Origin of the sequence: Rhizobium sp. NPDC090275 (assembly GCF_044772225.1) — a bacterium.
GTDB lineage: Bacteria > Pseudomonadota > Alphaproteobacteria > Rhizobiales > Rhizobiaceae > Rhizobium.
The window spans coordinates 165,190-189,629 of record NZ_JBIVYL010000003.1; the positions used below are offsets into that span (position 1 = coordinate 165,190).

The 24,440-nt window shown below is 61.9% G+C and carries 19 protein-coding genes and 1 pseudogene; 13 read left to right on the plus strand and 7 right to left on the minus strand.

The window, feature by feature from the left end:
* Position 1 precedes the first annotated feature (1 nt).
* From ACIQUB_RS08775 to ACIQUB_RS08790, 4 genes are all read left to right on the plus strand, one after another.
* Positions 2–1,165, plus strand: coding sequence for a carbohydrate ABC transporter permease (locus ACIQUB_RS08775; protein WP_113235503.1), 1,164 nt, complete (start codon positions 2–4; stop codon positions 1,163–1,165).
* A gap of 45 nt (positions 1,166–1,210) precedes the next feature.
* Complete coding sequence (locus tag ACIQUB_RS08780) at positions 1,211–2,863, plus strand: alpha-glucosidase (RefSeq protein WP_112942751.1); 1,653 nt, start codon at positions 1,211–1,213, stop codon at positions 2,861–2,863.
* A gap of 24 nt (positions 2,864–2,887) precedes the next feature.
* The gene (locus tag ACIQUB_RS08785) at positions 2,888–3,979 is read left to right on the plus strand and encodes a sn-glycerol-3-phosphate ABC transporter ATP-binding protein UgpC (RefSeq protein WP_113235504.1); all 1,092 of its coding nucleotides are present in this window, start codon (positions 2,888–2,890) and stop codon (positions 3,977–3,979) included.
* 170 nt (positions 3,980–4,149) lie between these two features.
* A complete protein-coding gene (locus ACIQUB_RS08790) occupies positions 4,150–4,503 on the plus strand; it encodes a hypothetical protein (protein WP_018898468.1) in 354 nt (117 codons plus the stop codon).
* 82 nt (positions 4,504–4,585) lie between these two features.
* Here ACIQUB_RS08790 and edd read toward each other — a convergent pair whose 3' ends face one another.
* The 5 genes from edd to ACIQUB_RS08815 form a co-directional block, all read right to left on the minus strand.
* Positions 4,586–6,406 (minus strand): phosphogluconate dehydratase, encoded by a 1,821-nt coding sequence (gene edd, locus ACIQUB_RS08795; protein WP_018898469.1) that lies wholly within the window; start codon positions 6,404–6,406, stop codon positions 4,586–4,588.
* Positions 6,407–6,483: 77 nt separating this feature from the next.
* Positions 6,484–7,182, minus strand: coding sequence for a 6-phosphogluconolactonase (gene pgl / locus ACIQUB_RS08800; RefSeq protein ID WP_113009943.1), 699 nt, complete (start codon positions 7,180–7,182; stop codon positions 6,484–6,486).
* An 11-nt stretch (positions 7,183–7,193) separates the two neighbouring features.
* Positions 7,194–8,669, minus strand: coding sequence for a glucose-6-phosphate dehydrogenase (gene zwf / locus ACIQUB_RS08805; RefSeq protein WP_113235505.1), 1,476 nt, complete (start codon positions 8,667–8,669; stop codon positions 7,194–7,196).
* A 134-nt stretch (positions 8,670–8,803) separates the two neighbouring features.
* Entirely contained in the window at positions 8,804–10,102 is a 1,299-nt protein-coding gene (locus ACIQUB_RS08810; RefSeq protein ID WP_113235506.1) for an FAD-binding oxidoreductase, read from the minus strand.
* Between the two features lie 10 nt (positions 10,103–10,112).
* A complete protein-coding gene (locus tag ACIQUB_RS08815; RefSeq protein ID WP_018898473.1) occupies positions 10,113–11,549 on the minus strand; it encodes a glutamine synthetase family protein in 1,437 nt (478 codons plus the stop codon).
* A gap of 126 nt (positions 11,550–11,675) precedes the next feature.
* Between ACIQUB_RS08815 and ACIQUB_RS08820 the strand changes: the two genes are divergently transcribed.
* From ACIQUB_RS08820 to ACIQUB_RS08835, 4 genes are all read left to right on the plus strand, one after another.
* Positions 11,676–12,857 (plus strand): NAD(P)/FAD-dependent oxidoreductase, encoded by a 1,182-nt coding sequence (locus ACIQUB_RS08820; RefSeq protein WP_113235507.1) that lies wholly within the window; start codon positions 11,676–11,678, stop codon positions 12,855–12,857.
* Positions 12,858–13,021: 164 nt separating this feature from the next.
* A complete protein-coding gene (locus ACIQUB_RS08825) occupies positions 13,022–13,165 on the plus strand; it encodes a hypothetical protein (protein WP_018898475.1) in 144 nt (47 codons plus the stop codon).
* A gap of 300 nt (positions 13,166–13,465) precedes the next feature.
* Positions 13,466–15,994, plus strand: coding sequence for a methyl-accepting chemotaxis protein (locus tag ACIQUB_RS08830; RefSeq protein WP_113235508.1), 2,529 nt, complete (start codon positions 13,466–13,468; stop codon positions 15,992–15,994).
* 197 nt (positions 15,995–16,191) lie between these two features.
* A complete protein-coding gene (locus ACIQUB_RS08835) occupies positions 16,192–18,042 on the plus strand; it encodes a methyl-accepting chemotaxis protein (protein ID WP_113235509.1) in 1,851 nt (616 codons plus the stop codon).
* Here the strand turns inward: ACIQUB_RS08835 and ACIQUB_RS08840 are convergent.
* Positions 17,966–18,250, minus strand: coding sequence for a hypothetical protein (locus ACIQUB_RS08840; protein ID WP_162737359.1), 285 nt, complete (start codon positions 18,248–18,250; stop codon positions 17,966–17,968). The two genes, ACIQUB_RS08835 and ACIQUB_RS08840, sit on opposite strands and share 77 nt — an antisense overlap.
* 90 nt (positions 18,251–18,340) lie before the next feature.
* Here ACIQUB_RS08840 and ACIQUB_RS08845 point away from each other — a divergent pair.
* Positions 18,341–19,210, plus strand: a pseudogene (locus tag ACIQUB_RS08845) (LysR family transcriptional regulator).
* A gap of 33 nt (positions 19,211–19,243) precedes the next feature.
* On the opposite strand, the gene ACIQUB_RS08850 reads toward ACIQUB_RS08845, so the two are convergent.
* Positions 19,244–19,480 carry a hypothetical protein gene (locus tag ACIQUB_RS08850; protein WP_113235510.1) on the minus strand — a complete coding sequence of 79 codons (237 nt, stop codon included), beginning with the start codon at positions 19,478–19,480 and terminating at the stop codon, positions 19,244–19,246.
* 180 nt (positions 19,481–19,660) lie between these two features.
* Between ACIQUB_RS08850 and ACIQUB_RS08855 the strand changes: the two genes are divergently transcribed.
* The 4 genes from ACIQUB_RS08855 (at position 19,661) to ACIQUB_RS08870 (ending at position 24,437) form a co-directional block, all read left to right on the plus strand.
* Positions 19,661–21,070, plus strand: coding sequence for an XRE family transcriptional regulator (locus ACIQUB_RS08855; RefSeq protein ID WP_113235511.1), 1,410 nt, complete (start codon positions 19,661–19,663; stop codon positions 21,068–21,070).
* A gap of 129 nt (positions 21,071–21,199) precedes the next feature.
* The gene (locus ACIQUB_RS08860; RefSeq protein WP_113235512.1) at positions 21,200–22,297 is read left to right on the plus strand and encodes a polyamine ABC transporter substrate-binding protein; all 1,098 of its coding nucleotides are present in this window, start codon (positions 21,200–21,202) and stop codon (positions 22,295–22,297) included.
* Positions 22,298–22,378: 81 nt separating this feature from the next.
* Entirely contained in the window at positions 22,379–23,521 is a 1,143-nt protein-coding gene (locus ACIQUB_RS08865; RefSeq protein ID WP_113235513.1) for an ABC transporter ATP-binding protein, read from the plus strand.
* A 4-nt stretch (positions 23,522–23,525) separates the two neighbouring features.
* Positions 23,526–24,437 carry an ABC transporter permease subunit gene (locus ACIQUB_RS08870; protein ID WP_113235514.1) on the plus strand — a complete coding sequence of 304 codons (912 nt, stop codon included), beginning with the start codon at positions 23,526–23,528 and terminating at the stop codon, positions 24,435–24,437.
* The last annotated feature ends 3 nt before the right edge of the window (positions 24,438–24,440 follow it).

Here is a 24,440-nt window from a genome sequence, read left to right on the forward strand (position 1 = left end):
GATGACCCTGACCCGCGATTTCTTCAAGATCGGCCCGGCCCGTCTGTTCGTTCATGCAGCCGTCCTCCTGATCGTCATCATCTGGCTGATCCCGACGCTCGGCATCTTCGTCAGCGCGCTGCGCGACAAGGACCAGATCGTCGTCTCCGGCTGGTGGACGGCCTTTTCCGGCTCATCGCGCACCGTCGCCGCCCGCCTCGGCCAGGTCGACCAGCAGAAGCAGGATGGCCCCGCTTACGTCATCTCTGGCAACGTGCTGGATGGCCAGGAGGGACGCTCGATCAATGCCTTCGGCACCCGCGTCGCCCAGCCCTCAGCCTACAAGGCCGGCGAGACCGCCGATCTCGGCGATGGCCTCACGCTCACCGTCAACGAAGACGGCAGCTACCGCTATGCCAAGAACGCCGCCTTCGGCCCGGATGACGGCGGCCGCCGCGTCTACGTCTCGGTCGCCACGCCACCGGAGTTCACGCTGCAGAACTATCGCACGGTGCTGACGGGCGAGGGGATCGGCCAGTCCTTCATCAACTCGTTGACGGTCACCATCCCGGCCACGATCATCCCGATCCTGATCGCCGCCTTCGCAGCCTACGCGCTGAGCTGGATGGAGTTCCCCGGCCGTGCGCTTCTCATCGCGCTGGTCGTCGGCCTCATCGTCGTGCCGCTGCAGATGTCGCTGATCCCGCTTCTGAGGCTCTACAATCAGGTCGGCATGCTGCTCGATACGCCGTCCAAGACCTATCCCGGCATCTGGCTGGCGCACACCGCCTTCGGCATGCCGCTCGCCATCTATCTCCTGCGATCCTACATCGCGGGCCTGCCCAAGGAGATCATCGAATCCGCCCGCGTCGATGGCGCCAGCGATTTCGAGATCTTCACCCGCATCGTTTTGCCCTTGTCCTTCCCGGCGCTCGCCTCCTTCTCGATCTTCCAGTTCCTCTGGGTCTGGAACGACCTGCTCGTCGCCATGGTCTTCCTCGGCACCGACAGGGATCACCTCGTGCTGACGGGTGCGCTGAACGCGCTGCTCGGCTCGCGTGGCGGCAACTGGGAAATCCTGACAGCCTCGGCCTTCATCACGATTATAGTACCGCTGCTCGTCTTCTTCGCATTGCAGCGCTATCTCGTGCGTGGTCTGCTCTCGGGTTCGGTCAAGGGCGGCTAGTTATTTCCCAGGACACTCAGAAGACAATATCCAACAGGACCACATATGAGCATGGCATCTCAATCCAACCTGACGGCGGACAAGGACTGGTGGCGCGGCGCGGTGATCTACCAGATCTATCCGCGCTCCTACCAGGATTCGAACGGCGACGGCATCGGCGATCTCAAGGGCATCACCGCAAGATTGCCGCATGTGGCGGCCCTTGGCGCCGACGCCATCTGGATCTCGCCCTTCTTCACCTCGCCCATGCGCGATTTCGGCTACGACGTCTCCGATTACGAGAATGTCGACTCGATCTTCGGCACGCTGGTTGATTTCGATTCCCTGATCGCCGAAGCCCACCGCCTCGGCATCCGCGTGATGATCGATCTCGTCATCTCGCATTCGTCCGATCAGCATCCCTGGTTCGTAGAGAGCCGGTCCAGCCGCACCAACGCCAAGGCCGACTGGTACGTCTGGAGCGACTCGAAGCCGGACGGCACGCCGCCCAACAACTGGCTGTCGATCTTCGGCGGCTCCGCCTGGGCGTGGGATCCGACCCGCATGCAATATTACATGCACAACTTCCTGACCTCGCAGCCGGATCTCAACCTGCATAACCCTGAGGTTCAGAACCGCCTGCTGGATGTCGTCCGCTTCTGGCTGAAGCGCGGCGTCGACGGCTTCCGCCTCGACACCATCAACTTCTACTTCCACGACAAGGAATTGCGCGACAATCCGGCGCTCGCGCCGGAGCGCCGCAACGCCTCGACGGCGCCGGCTGTGAACCCCTACAATTTCCAGGAACACATCTACGACAAGAACCGCCCGGAGAATATCGCCTTCCTGAAGCGCTTCCGCGCGGTGCTCGAGGAGTTCCAGGACATCGCCGCTGTCGGCGAAGTCGGCGATAGCCAGCGCGGTCTCGAGATCGTCGGCGAATACACGTCGGGCGATGACAAGATGCACATGTGCTACGCCTTCGAGTTCCTGTCGCCGGATCCGCTGTCGCCCGAGCGCATCGAAGACGTGATGAACGATTTCGCCGCCGCCGCCCCCGATGGTTGGGCCTGCTGGGCGCTCTCCAACCACGATGTCGTGCGCCATGTGACCCGCTGGGGCTCGCTCGTTGCCGACCGCGATGCCTTCGCCAAGCAATATGCGGCGATGCTGATGACCATGCGTGGTTCCGTCTGCCTCTATCAGGGCGAGGAGCTCGGCCTGACGGAAGCCGATCTTGCCTACGAGGACCTGCAGGACCCCTACGGCATCCAGTTCTGGCCGGAGTTCAAGGGCCGCGATGGCTGCCGCACGCCGATGGTCTGGGACAGCCAGGTCGCCCAGGGTGGCTTCTCCACCGTCAAGCCATGGCTGCCGGTCCCGGTCGAACATATCCTGCGCGCCGTCAGCGTTCAGCAGGGCGACGAGACCTCGGTGCTCGAGCACTATCGCCGCTTCATCGCTTTCCGCAAGCAGCACCCGGCCTTTGCCAAGGGCGAGATCAAGTTCATGGAGCCGCAGGGCGACATGCTGGTCTTCCAGCGCGAATACGGCAACGAAAAGCTGCTTTGCGTTTTCAACATGAGCGCGACCGAAGCCTTGGTCGCTCTACCTGAAGGCAACTGGCAGGCGTTGACGGGCCATGGTTTCGTCAGCAATAACTATGGCGACAAGATCGATATACCCGCCTGGGGCGCGTATTTCGCTCGGCTCGCCTAGAGACTTCTGGAGGAGGAGAACTCGATGACTGGACTGACACTCAAGGACATTCGCAAATCCTACGGTGCCGTGGACGTGCTCCATGGCATCGATCTTGATATCAAGGAGGGCGAATTCGTTGTGTTCGTCGGTCCGTCGGGCTGCGGCAAGTCCACCCTGCTGCGCATGATCGCTGGCCTGGAGAACATCACCGGCGGCGACATGTACATCGACGGCCAGCTGGTCAACGACGTCCCGCCCTCCAAGCGCGGCATCGCCATGGTGTTCCAGTCCTATGCGCTCTACCCGCATATGACCGTCTACGACAACATGGCCTTCGGCATGAAGATCGCCGGCGAGAACAAGCAGGAAATCGATCGTCGCGTGCGCGCGGCGGCCGAAAGCCTGCAGCTCACCAAGTATCTCGATCGCCTGCCCAAGGCGCTCTCGGGCGGCCAGCGCCAGCGCGTCGCCATCGGCCGTGCCATCTGCCGCAACCCGAAGGTCTTCCTCTTCGACGAGCCGCTGTCCAACCTCGACGCGGCACTGCGCGTCGCCACCCGTATCGAGATCGCGCGTCTCAACGAGCAGATGGCCGACACGACCATGATCTACGTCACCCATGATCAGGTCGAGGCGATGACGCTGGCTGATCGCATCGTCGTGCTGTCCGCCGGCAATATCGAGCAGGTCGGCGCGCCGCTGGAGCTCTACGAGCGTCCGGCCAATCTCTTCGTCGCCAAGTTCATCGGCTCGCCCGCCATGAACGTCATCCCGACCACCGTCACGGAAGCCGGCAACACGACCACGGTGACGCTGACCGGCGGCAAGTCCGTCACGCTCGACATTCCGACGGCAGCCTCCGAAAAGGGCAAGACCGCCAGCTTCGGCGTTCGCCCCGAAGACCTGCGCATCGCTGGCCCAACCGACGACTATCTCTTCGAGGGTGAAGTCTCGATCGTCGAGGCGCTCGGCGAGGTGACGCTGCTCTATATAGAGGGCTCGGTCCAGAACGAGCCGATCATCGTCAAGCTGCCCGGCATCTATGATGTGAAGCGCGGACAGAAAATGCATTTCTCGGCCGATCGCTCGAAACTGCACCTCTTCGATGCGGAAGGCCGCACCTATCGCAAGTAAGTTGTAAATCGCTCCCGGGCCGTGTGAATAATGCGGCCCGGCGCTATGCTGTTCGAACCTTCTGTTAAAGATCGCTTGGTAGTCTTTCCTCATTGCGTAAGAGGAATACTACAGTGGCGACACCGAGCCCCCAGTCATCAGGCCATTTTCTAAACAAGGAAGAATCCTTCATGTATGACCGCGAAGTGCGGTTCAAGATGGAGGACACGATGAACGCCGCGCGTCTCGAGTATACCGAGAAGGGCGTGATGAACATGGCCTCGCGCCGTTGCGACATCATCCGCATTTCCAAGAGCAGCGCGGTCCTTGCGATCCTGACGCAATTCAACCTCCCGCGTCAGTTCTATCTCGATCTTCCCGATGCCCGCATCACCAAGATCGGCTGCATGCTGACCCGTGTTAATCCCAACAACACAGTGGAAGTTCGCTTCCTGCGCATGCTGACCGACAAGGAACTGAACAAGATCTTCGTCTACAGCACCCACCCGGCCCACCGCGACCGCGTGCTCGACATTCGCGGCTGATCGCCGATTTCTACGTCTGAAACGACAAGGCCCGCGAGATCGTCTCGCGGGCCTTGTTGTTTATAGCGATAAATCGCCCGCCTTAGTGAAACAGCACGCTGGCGCCCTTGTCCGATGCGCCGACGGCGCGGCGGAAGGGGGCGAAGAGCTCGCGGCCCATGCCGAACTCGTTGTCGGAGAGATCGGCGACGACAGGCTTGCGGTCGGCCATGGTGGCAGCGTCCACAAGCACCTCGAGCGTGCCGGCGATCGCGTCGAGACGGATGATGTCGCCGTCCATGATGCGCGCGATCGGTCCGCCGTCGACGGCCTCCGGCGTCACATGGATTGCCGCCGGAACCTTGCCCGACGCGCCGGACATGCGCCCGTCGGTCAGAAGCGCCACGCGGAAGCCGCGGTCCTGCAGAACGCCGAGCGGCGGCGTCAGCTTGTGAAGCTCCGGCATGCCGTTGGCCTTCGGCCCCTGGAAGCGGACGACGGCGATGAAGTCGCGGTTGAGCTTGCCGTCCTTGAAGGCGTCCTGAAGCTCCTGCTGGCTGTGGAAGACGATCGCCGGCGCCTCGATGACGTGACGGTCAGCCTTTACGGCCGAAATCTTGATCACGCCCTTGCCGAGATTGCCGCGCAGCATCTTCAGGCCGCCATTCGCCTGGAACGGCGTCTCGATGTTCGCGAGCACCTTCGGATCGACGCTCTTTTCCGGGGAGGGCTCACGCACGATGTTTCCATCCTCACCCAGGCGCGGATCGATCGTGTAGGCCTGCAGCCCATGGCCGAACACGGTGCGCACGTCGTCGTGCACGAGGCCGTGCTTCAGCAGTTCCTTGATCAGGAAGCCCATGCCGCCGGCCGCATGGAAATGGTTCACGTCGGCAAGTCCGTTCGGGTAGACGCGGGCAAGCAGCGGCACCACTTCGGAGAGCTCGGCGATGTCTTGCCATGTGAGCTCGATGCCGGCGGCGCGCGCCATGGCCACGAGGTGCAGCGTGTGGTTGGTCGAGCCGCCGGTGGCGTGCAGGCCGACAACGCCGTTGACGATCGAGCGCTCGTCGATCATCTCGCCCGCAGGTGTGAACTCGTTGCCCTGCGCGGTGATCGCCAGCGCCCGCTTGGTCGCCTCGCGGGTGAATGCTTCGCGAAGTGGCGTGCCGGGATTGATGAAGGAGGAGCCGGGCATATGGAAGCCCATGATCTCCATCAGCATCTGGTTGGAGTTCGCCGTACCGTAGAAGGTGCAGGTGCCCGGTCCGTGATAGGACTTGGATTCGGCCTCCAGCAGTTCGGCGCGGCCGACCTTGCCCTCGGCATAAAGCTGGCGCACGCGCGACTTCTCGTCGTTCGGCAGGCCCGAAGTCATCGGCCCCGCCGGTACGAAGATCGACGGCAGATGGCCGAAGGTCAGCGCGGCGATCGTCAGACCCGGAACGATCTTGTCGCAGACGCCGAGATAGAGCGCGGCGTCGAACATGTTGTGCGACAGGCCGATACCCGCAGCCATGGCGATCAGGTCGCGCGAGAAGAGCGAGAGCTCCATGCCCGGCTGGCCCTGGGTCACGCCATCGCACATGGCGGGAACGGCGCCCGCCACCTGCGCGATACCGCCGGCTTCCGCTGCCGCCTCGCGAATGATCGCGGGATAGGTCTCGAACGGCTGATGCGCCGAGAGCATGTCGTTGTAGGAAGTGATGATGCCGAGATTGGAAACACGGTCGCCGGCCAGTGCATCCTTCTCGGCGGGGGAACAGACCGCGAAGCCGTGTGCCAGGTTCGCGCAGCCGAGCGAGGAGCGCACCACGCTCTTGCCCACCGCGTTTCGCAAGCGCTCAAGATAGAGTTCTCGCGACGGTTTCGACCGTTCGACGATACGGTTGGTGATGGCGGCAACGCGCGAATGAGCGGACATGGGAGATCCTTGTCGTTTGCTGGTATTCGATTGTCTGTTCGCGGCTATAAGCCGTGTTGGCCATTAAGGCCGTCGGCTTACGGAGCCCAGTAAATGTCGACGGGCGTCGCGGCGCGGCGAAGGATTGCCCGGATCGGCATCTCCGCCTCGTCGCCGGCACCCTCGGCCTTCGCCAGAACGTCCTTCTTGCCGTCGCCTTCGATGTGAAGAACGAGCAGCCCTGCATCCTGCAGGCTGGAGAAGGTGAAGGTCAGGCGTGGTTCGCCTGCGCCGTCAGCGTCCATGGTGATGATGCCGCGCGGCGTCTTCGGGTCCAGAGCAACCGCAAGATTGCTGCCGCCGGGGAAGAACGAAGCCGTGTGGCCATCGCCCCCCATGCCGAGAATGACGACATCGAACGGATTGCCGATCGAAGCCGTGGCCGCCGTCGAAAGCTTTGCAGCTTCCTCGACCGTTGCCGCCGGCTGGTAGAGCGGCTGGAACTTTGCCGCCTTCGCCTTGTTCTGCAGGAGATTGCTGATCACGAGCAGATGGTTTGAGCGCGGATTGTCGGCGGGCACGAAACGCTCGTCGACGAGGGTGATGGTCACCTTCGTCCAGTCGAGATCGCGCGTCGACAGTTCCTGGAAGAATGCCTTCGGCGTCGAGCCGCCGGAAACGGCGATTTCCGCCGTTCCCTTCTTGGCGATGGCCGTCGAAAGCGATGCAGCGACCTTGTCGGCAAGGTTGCGCGCCAGTTCGGCGGCGTTGGCAAAATTGTGCATGGTCGCTGCCATTCTCTCGATCCTTAGAGGTTGTCGTGCCAGGTGCGGCCGTCACGCTCGATGAGCGCGATCGACTGGCTCGGGCCCCAGGTGCCGGCGGTGTAGCCCTGAACCTTCTGGCCGGTGGATTCCCAACCCTTGAGGATCGGGTCGACCCACTGCCACGCTGCCTCGACTTCGTCGCGGCGCATGAACAGCGTCTGGTTCGAACGGATGACGTCCATCAGCAGGCGCTCGTAGGCGTCGGGGTTACGAACCTGGAAGGAATCGGCGAAGCTCATGTCGAGCGAAACGTTGCGCAGGCGCATGCCACCCGGGCCCGGATCCTTGATCATCAGCGACTGCTTGACGCCTTCGTCGGGCTGCAGGCGAATGATCAGCTGGTTCTGGTTGATGCGGCCGGCCGACTGGTCGAAGACCGAGTGCGGGATCGACTTGAAGGTGATGACGATCTCCGACATGCGGCCGGCAAGACGCTTGCCAGTGCGGATGTAGAAGGGAACGCCAGCCCAGCGCCAGTTGTTGATCTCGGCCTTGATGGCGACGAAGGTTTCGGTGTTGGACACGCCGCCTTCGAGTTCTTCGAGGTAACCCTTGACCGGGCCGCCCGCCGAAGCGCCGGCGCGATACTGGCCGCGAACGGTGGTCTGCTCGACATTCGAAGCGTCGATCGGCTTCAGCGCGCGCAGCACCTTCAGCTTCTCGTCGCGAACCGCTTCGGAGTCCATCGAAGACGGGACTTCCATGGCAACCAGGCAGACGAGCTGCATGATGTGGTTCTGCACCATGTCGCGCAGCGCGCCGGCGGTGTCATAGTAGCCGGCACGGCCTTCGAGGCCGACGGATTCGGCAACGGTGATCTGCACGTGGTCGATATGGTTGGCGTTCCACAGCGGCTCATAGAGCGCGTTGGCGAAGCGCAGCGCCATCAGGTTCTGCACCGTCTCCTTGCCGAGATAGTGGTCGATGCGGAAGATCTGCTCTTCCTTGAAAACCTTGCCGATCGTGTCGTTGAGCTGCAGGGCGGAAGCGAGATCGCGACCGATCGGCTTTTCAACGACGATGCGGGTGGTCTTGGTGATGAGCTTGTGGTCGTGGATCTTCTGCGAGATGTCGCCGAAGATGCCGGGTGCGACGGCCAGATAGAAGGCCCGCACGCGGTCCTTGCCCTCGTCGAGCAGCTTCTTCAGCTGGTCCCAACCGGCGTCGGAGCGGGCATCGACCGGCACGTAATAAAGGCGCTCGCAGAACTTGGCGACCTCAGCCTCGTCGTACTCGCCCTTCTTCAGATGCTCCTTCAGAGCGTCCTTAGCGAACTTGCGATATTCTTCGTGGGTCAGCGCGCTTCTGGAAGCGCCGATGATGCGGGTCGGCTCGGAGAACTGGCCTTCGATCTGACGATGGTAGAGGGCCGGCAGCAACTTGCGCTCGGCAAGGTCGCCACTGCCGCCAAAGACGACGTAATCGAAAGGTTCAACGGGAATGATTTGGCTGCTCATGAGGCTATCTCTCAATCAGACTGGTTCATGGCCTCTTTAATCTAATCGATTTAAAAAAGCCAGTGTGCGCTGCAACGAATTTGTCCGGCACTGGTTTTAGATCGAAAAGCCTCGTGAGGAAATCCGCAATCTGACTAAAACTTGTCGCGCAGCGCAAACCACGAAAGCGCCAGGAAGAGCAGGGGCGCGCGCATCGCCGGACCACCCGGGAAGGCCGGGATTTTCAGCGCCTTGAACAGCTCGAGGTCTCTGGATTTCCCGATCACAGTTTCGGCATAGAGCCGCCCGCAATAGTTCGCAAGCATCACGCCATGGCCGGAATAGCCGCCGATCGAGGTGACGCCGGGCATGACTTCGCGCACGAAAGGCTGCCTCGGCATGGTGATCGCGACCGATCCACCCCAGGCATGGGTGATCTCGACATTGCCGAGTTCGGGATAGATTTCAGCGATCTGGCGGCGGATGTGCTCGGAAATATCTCGCGGATTGTCCGCCGTATAGGCCTCGCGGCCACCAAACAGCAGCCGACCGTCCTTGGATTTTCGGAAGTAGCGCACGACGAAACGCGAATCGGCAACGGCCTCGCTGCCCGGAATGACCGTGGATTTTTCGCCGAGCGGCACGGTCGCGCCGATGAAGGAGCGGATCGGCATGACATGGCTGGCGGTAATCGGTTCGAGATTGTCGATATAGCCGTTGCAGGCGATCAATGCCTTGTCGGCGATGATCTGTCCGCGCGGCGTATCGATCGTAACCTTGCCGCCGCCTTGGCGGATCGCCGTCGCCTTCGTCATTTCGAAGACCTGAGCGCCGGAAGCGGCCGCCGCCCGCGCCAGCCCGATCAACAGCTTCAGCGGGTGAATGTGGCCGGTGCCGGTGTCGCGTACGCCGCAGAAGTAGCGTGTCGATCCCAGCCGCTCCTGCGTTTCCGCTCTGTCCATGAAGGTGGCGTGCGGGTAGCCGTAGCGGCTGGCTGCGATCTCCGCGTTGTCGCGAAAGTCCTTCTCGTAGCTCGCCTTGTGCGCCACGTTCATCTGGCCGGGCATGAAATCGATGTCGATCTGGTGCTCGGTCGCAAAATCAAGCAGGTGCTTCTTGGCGTCCTCGGCCAGATCGAACAGCGCCTTCGAGCGCTCGAAGCCGATTTCCTCCTCGAGTTCCTCCGGCCACGAACGCTGCCCTGTGCCAAGCTGCCCGCCATTGCGTCCGGAGGCGCCATCGCCGAACCGGCAGGCCTCGATGAGCACAACAGACACGCCCGCCTTGGCGAGATGATAGGCGGCCTGCAGCCCCGTATAGCCGCCGCCGATAATGGCGACGTCGCATGTCTTCGATCCGTCGAGTTCAGGATAGGTGGGCCGCTCGCCCGCCGTTGCCTGATACCACGAAATGCCGGGCGCGATCGGGCTCTGCCATTTCTGTTCGGATGTCATGGTGCCACCCTCACACGTTGAGCAGAAGGAATTCGCGTTCCCACGGGCTGATCACCTGCATGAAGGTTTCGAACTCACCGCGCTTGACGCCGGCGTAGAGCCCGATGAACTCGCGGCCGAACACCTCCTCGAAGGCCGGCTCATCCTCCATCAGCGCGACGGCTTCAAGCAAGCCGCGCGGCAGGTCGATAGAGCCTTCATTGGCCGAATCCTCGGTCGGCGCCGTCGGCTCGATTTCCTTCATGATGCCAAGCAGGCCACAGGCAAGCGAAGCCGCCAGTGCCAGATAGGGGTTGGCGTCGGAACTCGGCAGCCGGTTCTCGACACGCCGAGCCTGCGGATCAGAAACCGGCACGCGGAACGCCGTCGTGCGGTTGTCATAGCCCCAGGCGTTGTTGACCGGGCACGACATGTCGGGCGTCAGGCGGCGGTAGGAGTTGACGTATGGGGCGAGCATGCAGAGCGCGCTCGGCACGTATTTCTGCATGCCGCCGATGAAGTGGAAGAACTCCTTCGAGGGCGAGCCGTCGGGGTTAGAAAACACGTTCTTGCCCGTGTCCTCGTGGATGACGGACTGGTGGATGTGCATCGCCGATCCGGCCTGGCCCTGCATCGGCTTGGCCATGAAGGTGGCGTAGATGCCGTGCTTCATCGCCGCCTCGCGGATCGTCCGCTTGAACATGAAGACCTGGTCGGCAAGCTCGATCGGATTGCCGTGGCGAAGGTTGATCTCGAGCTGCGCCGGTCCTTCCTCGTGGATCAGCGTGTCGATCTCCAGACCCTGCTTCTCCGAGAAATGGTAGATGTCGTCGATCAGTTCGTCGAATTCGTTGATCCCGGCGATCGAATAGCCCTGGCCGCCGAGAATGGCGCGGCCCGAGCGGCCTTTCGGCGGATGCAGCGGATAATCCGGGTCGTCGTTCTTGGCGACGAGATAGAACTCGATCTCCGGAGCGACGATCGGCTTCCAGCCGCGGTCGTGATAGAGCTTCATGATCCGCTTCAAGACGTTGCGCGGCGTGTAGGGGACCTCTTCTCCATCGGCGCTGACGATATCGCAGATCACCTGCGCGGTCGGATCCGTTTCCCACGGCACGACGGAAAGCGTCGAAAGATCCGGCACCAGCTTCAGATCGCTGTCGCGCGGCTCGTAGCGGAAGCTTTCGGTTTCCTCGGGATATTCGCCCGAAATTGTGTGGCGGTAGATCGCCGAAGGCAGCGCCAGCGACGTGTTGGAGGTGAATTTCGAGCTCGGCATCATCTTGCCGCGCGGCACGCCGGCGAGGTCTGGCGTGATGCATTCGATGTCTTCGATCCCGCGTGCCCGCAAGAACTGCGCTGCTTCCTTCCAGGAGGCCACGCCGCGAAGATATCCTGGGTCCGGGGGAGATTTCTTCGAGGCGGGAACGTTCTTGGCAGGCTTCAGCGTCGTCTTTTTTGGGGACATGACACACCGGTTTGCGTTGATCTTGCAGCCATAATAACCGGAGTTTGGCAATTGGCGAGGGGGGAGGCACGTTGACTTTCGCCTATTGATGGAAAAAGAAGACGCCTTTCGACGAAGGAAACAGCCGTGCAGCGAGGAAGCGATGTGATCGTCATAGGTGCGGGCGCCGCCGGCATGATGTGCGCCATCCGCGCCGGCCAGCGCGGCCGCTCGGTGGTGGTGCTCGATCACGCCAAGGCGCCCGGCGACAAGATCCGCATCTCCGGCGGTGGTCGCTGCAACTTCACCAATATCCACGCCTCGCCGAAGAATTTCCTCTCGGCCAATCCGCATTTCAGTAAGTCGGCGCTCGCCCGCTTCACGCCATCGGACTTCGTCGCCATGGTCGATCGGCACAAGATCGCCTGGCATGAGAAGACGCTCGGCCAGCTGTTTTGCGATGACAGCGCCAAGGACATCATCCGCATGCTGCTGGACGAGATGCAGGCGGCGGGCGCCAGGCTCGAGCTGCGCACCGAGATCGTTGCGGTCGATAAGACCGAGGACGGCTTTCGAGTGTCGACCTCCGAGGGCGAGTATCACGCCACCTCGTTGGTGATCGCCACCGGCGGCAAGTCGATCCCGAAAATGGGCGCGACCGGTTTCGCCTACCGCATCGCCGAACAGTTCGGCCTGCCCCTCATCGAAACCCGCCCCGGCCTCGTGCCGCTGACGCTCGACCCGCAATTGCTCGAAAGCGTCGCACCGCTCTCGGGGATCGCGGCCCCCGCCGAACTGCGCCACGGCAAGACCGCCTTTCGCGAAGCGCTGCTCTTCACCCATCGCGGCCTCAGCGGCCCGGCCGTCCTGCAGATCTCGTCTTATTGGCGCGAGGGCGACGAGATCACCGTCGACATCGAGCCCGATGTCGATCTCCTCGCGCATTTGAAGGCGGCAAAGCAGGCGAATGGCCGCCAGTCGGCGCAGACCGCACTCGGCGAGGTACTCCCCAAGCGCCTGGCGCAATATCTGACCGAGCGCGCCGGCGTCACCGGCAACATGGCAGACATGTCCGACAAGGTGCTGGCGCGCCTCGTCGATGCCGCGCAGAACTGGACGATCAAGCCTTCGGGCTCCGAGGGCTATCGCACGGCCGAAGTCACGCTTGGCGGCGTCGACACATCAGCACTCGATTCCCGCAGCATGCAGGCCAAGGCAGTCCCTGGTCTCCACTTCATCGGCGAGTGCGTCGACGTCACCGGCTGGCTCGGCGGCTACAATTTCCAGTGGGCCTGGGCGTCGGGTGTCGCGGCTGGTGACAGTCTATAAAGCTTATTCTTCGTAGAGATGAAACCAGTTGAAGGATTCAAGAGTTCTTAAGCAGGGTGCGCCATCCTGTCCCGATGACGTGCTTAAATTGGCTTCCTAAATAAGGCTTTACGAGCACAGTCTTTTGTTGGATTGTTGTGACATAGAGAAGTGAGGTTCTGCAGATGAACAAGAACACACGACGCGCCCGCGCCATCGCAATTGCCAAGGCTCAGCCGGATACACGGCTTGTCGCAATCCGCTACTTCGTCCTGGCCGCCAGTGCCGCCGCCGCCGTCATGGCGCTCTTCCTTCCGCGAATGCTCTAAGGCACTCCCTTTCAAGACGACGAGACCTTGCGGCGCACCGATGCGCCTGCATTATAAGCGCGCGAACGCCCGGTTTGCTGCGATATCCGGCTACCTAAGCTTATATAAAAATTAACGCATCTTCGGCAAAGCTTTAGTATGACTTATGGGCGCCTCGCATCTTGCGGAGCGTGACAGGCAATGATTGCCGTCCGAGCATGCGCTCGCGATCCCCCATTGTTCCAAAATGTTCGATGCACTCAGCCGACGCGCAATCTCGCCGCCGGTGGGAGGAGTGGTGTATGGAAGGCCGGAACCCCCATGTTTATTGACAGGATTCTTTCCCGTTTCAGGATCAAGACCAAGGTCCTCATCTTTGTCTTGCCGTTTGTTTTAAGCATTTCAGCAGTCGGCTTCACCGGCCTTTATGCGTCCGGCCTGCTTCAGGGCCGAATGGAGATCTCCAACAGCGTCCTTCAGTCGCTGAGTGGTTTCAAGGATCTCTTCGGCTCCATGGACGATTTCCTGCGTGTGACCAATGAGGAAGCGCGCGACAAGCTCTACGCCGATGTCTCCACCCAGCATGCGACGCTGAGCGCCACGCTGAAGCAGATCGGCGACAATGCCGGCCGCGCCAATCTGCAGGCCGCGACCGATGGAACCAATGGTATCTACGACACCGTCGGCAAGCTCTGGACCCTGCACGAACAGGAAGTCGCCCTGCGCAAGTCGATCGACGAAGCCCAGAAGGTGATGATCTCCAGCCGCTTCAACGTCAATTACGACGCCCAGCAGCTGCAGGAAAACATTCGCAACGACGAAGGCAACGCCACCGCGACGCTCCGCGCCGCCGACCGACTCCTGAAGGGCGGCGATGCGCTGGCGACCGTGATGGCCGATTTCGGCAAGGCGCAACTGCCGGCCGACAAGCTCAAGGTGGTCACCGACGCGCTCCCGGGCATCCTGAAAGCTCAGCGCCTGATCGAGATCTCCGTTCCGCAGAACCAGAAGAGCATGACGCAGTCGCTCGCTCAGACGATCAGCGACGTGAAGGCGCAGGCGACCGCCGCCGACGCCGGCACCGATGAGGCCATCGCCAATCTCGGCCGTCTCGTTTCGCGCTTCCGCCAGATGTCGACTTACACCCAGCTGACGGCAACGCAGATGATGCGTGCCGCCACCACCACCTTCGTCGAGCTCGACAGCCGCATCGCCCAGACCAACTCCGTGCTGGAAGACACGCGCCGCCTCGAAAGCGCGATCTATTCGTTGCAGCTCGTCCTCGGCGAATTCGCCGCCAAGCCGGACAAGGACAACCGCGTTCGCCTGCACCAGGAAATCGCCACCCTCGGCACCAACCTCAACACGCTGCTTGCCAGCGCCAAGGGCATGAACTTCGCGGAAGATATCGTCGCCGCCATGTCGCCGGCACTTGCCTCGATGGACAAGGATGCCGAAAGCCTGGTCGCCACCATCGAGCAGCGCGTCGCCGATTACGCCTCCGCCCGCACGCAGCTGAACGCCGTCTGGGGCGAGCTTACCGCCTTCGCTGAGCTGCAGAAGCAGACCGCCGGCGTCGAGCGCACACAGGCCAACGGCATCTCCGTTCTCACGACCGGTCTCGGCATCCTGCTCTCGGTTGTCGGCGGTATAGCCCTTGTCCTGACACTGCAGCGGCCGATCGGCCAGATCACGTCAGCCATGCGCCGCATCGCCGATGGCGCGCTCGACACCAGCATATCAGGTGAACAGCGCCACGACGAAATCGGCGACATGGCCCGCGCACTCGGCATCTTCAAGGAAAACGCGATCTCCAAGATCCGCATCGAGGAGCAGAGCGACGAGGAGCGCGCCGCTTCCGAGCACGAGCGCCAGCGCAACGACGCCGAAAAGCGCGAGATGGACCGCCAGATCGAATTCGCGGTCAACGCGCTTGCTTCTGGTCTCGAACGCATGTCGCAGGGCGATATCTCGACCACGATCGACACGCCCTTCATCGGCCGCCTCGAACAGCTTCGCCAGGATTTCAACGGCTCGATGATGCGCCTCCAGGCAACCATGAGCCAAATCCGCGATAACGTCGAAATGATCCAGGGCAATGGCAACCAGATGGCCCAGTCGGCCGAGGATCTCGCCAAGCGCACCGAAAATCAGGCCGCCTCGCTGGAAGAGACGGCAGCCGCCGTCGACCAGATCACCGTCACCGTGCGCTCGTCCGCCGAGCGTGCCAAGGAGGCAGATCAGGTTGTGCGCCAGGCCAAGCGCAGCGCCGATGACTCGGCGACCGTCGTCAACAATGCGATCGACGCGATGACCCGCATCGAGGAAGCCTCGCAGCAGATCGAGCAGATCATCGGTGTTATCGACGAGATCGCCTTCCAGACCAACCTCCTGGCGCTCAACGCCGGTATCGAGGCCGCGCGTGCCGGGGAAGCTGGCAAGGGCTTCGCCGTCGTCGCCATGGAAGTCCGCGAACTGGCGCAGCGCTCCGCCGCTGCTGCCCAGGAGATCAAGGGGCTGATCAACAAGTCGACCAACGAGGTGAACTCCGGCTCGCAGTTCGTGCAGCAGACCGGCACGGTGCTGGCAAAGATCAGCACGCAGATCGTCGCCATCAGCGAGCATGTCGAGGTCATAGCTCGCGCCAGCCACGATCAGTCCGGCGCGCTGCAGGAGGTCAACACCACGGTCAACCAGATGGACCAGATGACCCAGCAGAACGCCGCCATGGTCGAGGAAACCACGGCCGCCAGCCGCGAACTCGCCAACGAAGCCGATGCTCTGCTTGGTCTCGTCAGGCAGTTCAAGATCGACAGCGGCAGCCAGGAAAAGGTGTACCGCGCAGCCTGATTGCGCCCGATACTTTTCAAGCGAATATGCAATGGCTCCGGAAACGGGGCCATTTGCATATCCTCTAATGCATGAGTCTCCAGGAAATCACCTATGCATTCTTGCGGTCTTAACGGTGACATTCGTCAGTTTCATTGCAATTTATCTTAAATCTTTCCCACTAATTTCGGCCCCGATTATTCCTCAGGGGTCTTTGTATGCTTCGCTTTTTCTCAGCGTCTATTGTTCGGCAGATCGTCGCGATTACGCTTGCTCTTTTGGTATTCAGTACAGCGGCGATTGTTTCTGCGACTTACTACAATCTTAGCGCGTATGTCATGACCAGCGCGGTCACCGATGCCAAGGATGCGAGCCGCGCAATGGCGGTGCTGTACGCGGCCGGCGATCAGGCAGCAAAGGTCGATGTTCGCGACAACAAGCTCGTGGCGGTCAGTGAAGAGAAGCTGCCGCCGTCGCTTGGCGACCATGCGTTAGTCGATCGCACCGCCGCCTCCATTGCGGGCTATGCCACGGTGTTCGAGCGTCAGGGCGATGACTATGTTCGCGTGTCGACGAACGTGAAGAAGGAAAACGGTGAGCGCGCCGTCGGCACCAAGCTGGCTGCCGGCCATCCGGCGCAGGCGGCTCTCGCCAAGGGTGAAGCCTATTACGGCCCGGCCGATCTCTTCGGCAAGAAGTTCATGACCGGCTATTTCCCGGTCAAGAGTGCAGCGGGCGCCACCGTTGGCGTCCTCTTCATCGGCATCCCGATGGAGGTCTACTACAGCAGCCTGCAGCAGCTTCTGACCCTGGTTGTTGGCGTCGGCCTCGCGGTCCTGCTGATCGTCGGCGTCATCGCCTACTTCGCGATCCGCGCCACGATCCGCCCGCTCGAGACGCTGACGGGCGCCATCAACACGATCTCGTCTGGCAATCTCGACACGAAGATCCCGTGCACGGAGAAGGAGAACGAGTTCGGCGCGATCGGCAAGGCGCTCGCCCTGTTCCAGGACGGCGCCCGCGCTCGGCTCACGCTGGAAACGCAGGCCGCCGAGCAGCGCGCCTTCAGCGACGCGGAGCGCAGCCGCAACGATGCCGAAAAGCGCACGCTCGACGACCAGATCCAGTTTGCCGTCACCGAGTTGGCCGCCGGCCTCGGTCGCCTGTCGCGCGGCGATGTATCGGAAATGATCCAAACGCCTTTCGTCGGCCGGCTTGAACAGCTGCGCGTGGATTTCAATGCCTCGCTCGAACGCCTGCAGGATACGCTCTCGCGCATTCGCGACAACGCGGTGACAATCCACCGCAATTCCGGCTCCATGCTGCAGTCCGCCGATGAGCTCTCCAAGCGCACCGAGGCACAGGCTGCAAGCCTGGAGGAAACCGCTGCTGCCGTGGAAGAAATCACCGTCACCGTCCGCTCGTCGGCCGAACGCGCCCGCGAGGCAAACAGCGCCGTCATCGTCACCAAGAAGACGGCGGACAGCTCGACTGTCGTGGTCGGCGACACCGTTGCCGCGATGGACCGCATCGAAGCGGCGTCCAAGCAGATCGAGCAGATCATCGAGGTGATCGACGACATCGCCTTCCAGACCAACCTCTTGGCGCTGAACGCCGGCATCGAGGCCGCGCGCGCTGGGGAAGCCGGCAAGGGCTTTGCCGTCGTCGCCATGGAAGTGCGCGAACTCGCCCAGCGCTCGGCCGATGCCGCGCGCGAGATCAAGAGCCTGATCGAAACCTCGACCCGCGAAGTCGCGGCAGGCTCCGGACTGGTCCAGAAGACCGGTTCGGTGCTGGCCTCGATCAGCAGCGAGATCATCGCTATCAGCAAGCACGTCGAAACCATTGCCACCGCCAGCGCCGACCAGTCGGCGGCCCTGCAGGAAGTCAACAGCTCCGTCAACGCGATGGATCAGATGACGCAGAAGAACGCGGCCATGGTTGAGGATACCACCGAGCAGAGCCGCCAGCTGGCGAGCGAAGCCGATGCGCTCATGTCGCTGATACAACAGTTCCGCATCGATGCGTCTTCGGCCCCGCAGCAGGTCCGCATGCGAAACGCTGCTTGATCGGTTCTCCATCAGGTTTGATCATCGAAGGGCTGCCCTCTGGGTGGCCCTTTTTCATGGGCAACACGGCGAGAAGGCGAGCGGCGAAACGCTCGAGCCTCGACTGTCCGTAGCCTTGGTAGAAGGCTTCCTCTTCGCGTGCACGATACGGGTCGAAATTTCTCTCGTTGAGTTTGGCGAGCTCGATGAAGGCGATCAACTCAATCATGACCGTGTCCTTTCTGAAGTGAAGATGGACACAGGATATTCGTCAAAATTCGCTTCATAAACGAAAGAAACCCCATTATGTTTTTCACTCATGAAAAGCACGCAATGGGATTCCTTTCAGCTCTTCCTGCAGGTCGCGCGTCTCGGCGGGCTGACGGGGGCGGCTGCCGCAAGCGGGCTCAGCCCTGCCACCGTCGGCCGGCGGATGCTTGATCTTGAGCAGGAGATCGGCCGAACGCTCTTTTCTCGCAGCTAGACCGGCTACCGGCTGACGCCGGATGGCCAGGCCCTGCTCGATCATCTGAAGGACATGGAGGCCGCCGCCCGCAAGGTGGATGCCTGGCGTCAGGCAAGCAGCGTCGGAGCAACCGTGCGGATCGCCGCCGGCACTTGGGTCGCCTGGCTGATGGCCGAGAATTTCGGCGCCATCCGCATGCCCGGCGACCACTTCGCGGTGTCGATGACGATAGGCGAGGCGCGCGCCAACCTGAACTACCGCGAGATCGACATCGGCATCCGCGCCTTCGAGCCGGAGGAAAACAATCTCGCCGCGCGGCTGTTGGGCGAGGTGGCCTACGCGGTCTATGCCAGGCGCAATGCCGGCGAACAGGAAGAGCGCTGGCTGGCTGTTGGGGAGGAGGACGCGATCTCCAACTATCTGCGCTGGCCGCACCGCAATGCTGGAGGTGCCATCGTCGCCACCGTCAATCGCCCGCGCTCGCTGCTCGATCTCGTCCGCGCGGGCGCCGGCAAGGCGGTACTGCCCTGCTTCGTCGGCGATCTCGATCCAGACCTGCAGCGTCTCGGCCCGGAGCTGCCGGACCTGCGCCATCAGCAATGGATCGTCATGAACAACGAGGACCGCCACCGCCAGGAAATCCGCACCGTCGCCGATCGCATGACCAAGCTGTTGAAGAGCTACAGCGATCTCTTTGCGGGAAAGCGCCCCAGCCGAAGCTGAGGCGCCGCGTCACAGGCCGGATCAGGGGCTAGGTTAGACCCTGCCTGCAACGATAACGGGGATCAACAGATCACCCCAGTTTCCATCGCCGCCGTGATGGCGGGCCGAGCGGACGATCTCGACCGAAACGCCGGCGTCGACCGCCTTCATGACCGACTGGTTCAGCCGGTGCAGATCGTTGGCGAGCATGCGGATCATGCCCTGCTGATCCGGCGTCATGCTGGTGGATTGTTCCTCTGCGCGTTCCTTGACGCGTGCAAGCGTAGGCATGGTCTTCTCCTCCTTTGATGCTGATTGACAGGATTTACAAATCAGGCGCAAATTGCCAGAGTTAACTGAACTCAGGTGACGGAAAACTGGTCGCGATGCAAAGGACGTGACAGAATTGGGCAGTAAATTTGTCAAGTTTTGTAAATTCTGCGACCCGGATATTCTGTAAAGGATTGTCACATGGCTGAGCGCAAGATGTTTGCCGGTCCAAAGGTCCGCCGTATCCGAAACGGCCTCGGCGTGACGCAGGCTGCGATGGCCGAGGCGCTGGAGATCTCGCCGTCCTATCTCAACCTGATCGAACGCAACCAGCGCCCGCTGACCGTGCAGCTGCTGCTGAAGCTCGCGGCGGTCTACAAGGTCGATCTGGAGGAGCTGCGCGCCGAAAGCGGCGGCAGCCTCACTCAGTTGAAGGAAGTCTTCGCCGATCCGCTGCTATCGGGCGAGTTGCCGGGTGATCAGGAGCTGGTTGAAGTCGCGGAAGCAGCACCCAATGCGACAAGCGGCGTCATCAAGCTCTACCGCGCCTACCGGGAACAGGCCGCGCGCCTGTCCGATCTCACGCTTCTGAGTGCAGGGGAGGGCCAGGTGCCGCTGTCGGGCGCGCGTTTGCCGGCCGATGAAGTGCGCGACGTGCTGGAGCGCCGCTCGGCCTATTTCCCGCGCATCGAGACGGCGGCCGAGACGTTCCTTCATGCGCTCTCCGACCCCCGCGATATCATCTCGACATTCAAGGAGTGGCTGCGCGCCGAGCGCGGCATCGGCGTGCGCGTCCTTCCCATCCACGTCATGCCGGATCTGCGCCGCCGTTTCGATCGTCATTCCATGCGGCTCTTCATTTCCGAGCGCCTGTCGCCGGCAGATCAGGCGCAGGAGATCGCAATCGAAGTCGCGACGCTGGCGCTGCGCGAGGCGATTCTTGGCGAGCTCGAAGGCCTGATGCTCTCTACCGAGGAGGCCAAACGCATCGCCCGCTTCGAACTCGCGCGCTATGCGGCGCTGGCGCTGACCATGCCCTACGCGCCCTTCCTCGCCGCGGCCCAGGCGGCGTCTTACGACATCGATATCCTGCGCGTGCGCTTCAACGTCTCCTTTGCGCAGGCGGCAACCCGGCTGACCATGCTGCAGCGCCCCGGCACGTCGGCGGTCTCCTTCTTCACCATGGAGATCGACGGCGCCGGCCATCGGCTGCGGCGCGCGGGATCGCAGGGCTTCCCGCATCTGCGCTTCGGCGGCGACTGTCCCAAGCTCAATGTCCATGTCGCGCTGCTCCAGCCCGGGCAGATCCTCGCCGAAATGGTCGAGATGCCGGACAATAACCGCTACCTCACCATATCCCGCACGCTGGAAGGGCCGAACGCGCCGTTCGGCGAGCGCGTCCGCCGCACGGCGCTTCTCGTCGGTTGTGATGCTTCGGCGGGCGAGGGGACGGTTTACGGCCGGGCGGTTTCCGCGCAAAAGGCCATCACGGCAGGCTCCGGCTGTCGTCTCTGCGAAAGGCGGGGATGTCTTTCGCGCGCCGAGCCGCCTGTCACACGTCCGTTGGGGCTTGATGAGATGGTCTCGGGCCTCAGCAGCTTCGACTTTTAGTTACGGCGAAATCATTGAGAGTGCAGGATTTTGCGCTTGTCGGCTCCAGAAATCCTTTCTAGTCTGCAACCAAAACCAGAGGGAGGGCATCCGCGGAAAACGGTGCCCAAACAAAAAGCAGGAGATAGCATGAGGTCAATTCTCGCAAAGCTCGCGGCCACGGCTCTCGTGACTGGGCTTTCGATCACGCCATCCGTCGCCGCGGATCGCGTCGTCAACGTCTACAACTGGTCCGATTATATCGACAGTTCCATCCTCGAAGATTTCACCAAGGAAACCGGCATCAAGGTCGTCTACGACACCTTCGACAGCAATGAGACGCTGGAAGCCAAGCTTCTGGCCGGCGGGACGGGCTACGACGTCGTGGTGCCGACGGTATCCTTCATGCAGCGCCAGATCGCGGCGGGTGTCTACCAGAAGCTCGACAAGTCGAAGCTGCCTAACCTCGTCAACATGTGGGACGTGGTCACCAAGGGTGTGGCGTCCTTCGATCCGGGCAATGAATACGCCATCGACTACATGTGGGGCACGACAGGTATCGGCTACAACGTCGACAAGGTGAAGGCAGCGCTCGGCACGGATGAGAAGCCGAACTGGGATGCTCTCTTCGATCCGGCAAAGGCTGCCAAGCTCAAGGACTGTGGCATCTACATGCTGGACTCCCCGACCGACGTCATCCCCTCCGTGCTCGCCTATCTCGGACTTGATCCGAACAGCACCAAGACCGAGGACCTGAAGAAGGCGCAGGACGTGCTGATGGCCGTTCGTCCCTTCGTGCGCAAGTTCCACTCGTCGGAATACATCAGCGCCCTTGCCAATGGCGACATCTGCATCGCGCTCGGCTTCTCGGGCGACGTCTTCCAGGCCCGCGACCGCGCGACCGAAGCCAACTCCGGCGTCAAGGTCGACTACTCCGTGCCGAACCAGGGCGCGCAGATCTTCTTCGACGTCTTCGGTATCCCGAAGGATGCGCCGCATGTCGAGGAAGCGCATGAATTCATCAACTACATGATGAAGCCCGAGGTCGCCGCCAAGGCATCGAACTACGTCTTCTACGCCAACGGCAACAAGGCATCGCAGCCACTGCTCGACAAGGAAGTGATCGACGATACCGCGATCTATCCGACGCCCGAGGTCATGGCGAAGCTCTTCACCGTTCCGCCGCTCGATGCGAAAGCGCAGCGTGCAGTGACGCGACTGTGGACGACAGTCGTCACCGGTCAGTAATGCACTGATCTGCCCGAACCTGATGGTTCGGGCATTTCTTTTAGTGGCGCATTGGATCAGGTCAGTTTTCGGGGAAAAATCATGAAGTCACTCGGCAATATTCGCCGTTCCTTTGCGCCTTGGGCCGATCCGGCCGCCAAGCCGTTCATCTCGGTCAAGAACGTCACCAAGCGCTTCGGTGATTTCACCGCCGTCGATGATCTGTCTCTCGACATTTATCACCGCGAGTTCTTCGCGCTGCTCGGCGCATCCGGCTGCGGCAAGTCCACGCTGCTGCGCATGCTGGCTGGTTTCGAGCAGCCAACCTCGGGCGAGATCATCCTCGACGGCACCGATCTGGCCGGAACGCCGCCCTATAAGCGCCCGGTCAACATGATGTTCCAGTCCTACGCGCTCTTCCCGCACATGACGGTCGAAAAGAACATCGCCTTCGGCCTGCGCCAGGATGGCATGGGCAAGGACGAGATCGGCGAACGCGTGCTTCAGATGCTGAAGATGGTGAAGCTGGAGAAATTCGCCTCCCGCAAGCCGAACCAGCTTTCCGGCGGCCAGCGCCAGCGCGTGGCGCTCGCCCGCTCGCTTGCCAAGCGCCCGAAGGTGCTTTTGCTCGACGAACCGCTTGGCGCGCTCGACAAGAAGCTGCGCGAGGAAACCCAATTCGAACTGATGGACCTGCAGCAGAACCTCGGGCTCACCTTCGTCGTCGTCACTCACGACCAGGAAGAGGCGATGACCATGGCCGACCGTATCGCGGTCATGAGCCACGGCAAGGTCATCCAGGTGGCGACGCCGGCCGAAATCTATGAGGCCCCGAACTCCCGCTTCGTGGCGGATTTCATCGGCGACGTGAACATCTTCGACGGCAAGGTCACGGCCTCCAATGCCAGCGGCGTCGAGATCGCTATCGACGAGAGCCTGACCATCAAGCTGTCGGGCGCGGAGCCCTTGGCCGTCGGCAGCCCAGCCGGCTTCGCCATCCGTCCCGAGAAGCTGAAGGTCACGCGCACCCCGCCGGTCAATCCCGGCATCAATGCCGCCTCGGGCGAGCTCTGGGACATCGCCTATCTAGGCGACATGACCGTTTTCCATGTGAAGCTGAAGAGCGGCAAGGTGGTCAAGGCATCGTCGCTGAACGCACAGCGCGCGGTCGATGATCCCTTCGTCTACGATCAGGAAGTGTGGGTCACCTTCGCCGAGGACGCCGGCGTTCTGTTGAAGGATTGACGCCATGGGCAAGCTCGGATCATCCGTCTACAACCGCCTTGTCATCATCGTTCCCTACGTCTGGCTGCTGCTCTTCTTCCTGGCGCCGTTCTTCATCGTCTTCCGCATTTCGCTGTCGACGACAGCGATCGCCATGCCGCCCTATGATCCGGCTTTTTCGTTCTCCGACAGCTGGGCCGATGTCTGGGACAAGATCGCAAGCTTCTCCTTCGACAACTATCACTACCTGATCGACGATCCGCTCTATTTCAACGCCTATCTCTCGAGCGTCATCATCGCCGGCATCTCCACGCTGCTGACGCTGCTGATCGCCTATCCGATCGCCTATGGCATGGCCAATGCCCCGCGCAGCATCCGCCCGACGCTCTTGATGTTGGTCATCCTGCCGTTCTGGACGAGCTTCCTGATCCGCGTTTACGCCTGGATCGCCATCTTGAAGCCCGAGGGGCTGCTGAACCAGCTGCTGCAATCGCTACATATCATCGACAGCCCGCTGATCATCCTCAACACCAACATCGCGGTCTATATCGGCATCGTCTATTCGTATCTGCCGTTCATGGTGCTGCCACTCTACTCGTCACTCGAGAAGATGGATGGCACGCTGATCGAGGCGGCGCAGGATCTCGGCTGCCCGCCGATAACGGCCTTCTGGCGCGTGACCTTCCCGCTGTCGCTTCCTGGTGTCGTCGCCGGCTGCATGCTGGTCTTCATCCCTGCTGTCGGCGAGTTCGTCATCCCCGATCTGCTCGGCGGATCGCAGACGCTGATGATCGGCAAGACGCTGTGGAACGAGTTCAATTCCAACCGCGACTGGCCGGTATCCTCGGCGGTAGCCACCATCTTGCTTCTCATCCTGGTGATACCCATCGTGTTCTTCCAGAATGTGCAGGCCAAGGCCGATGAGCAGGGGAGATAGACC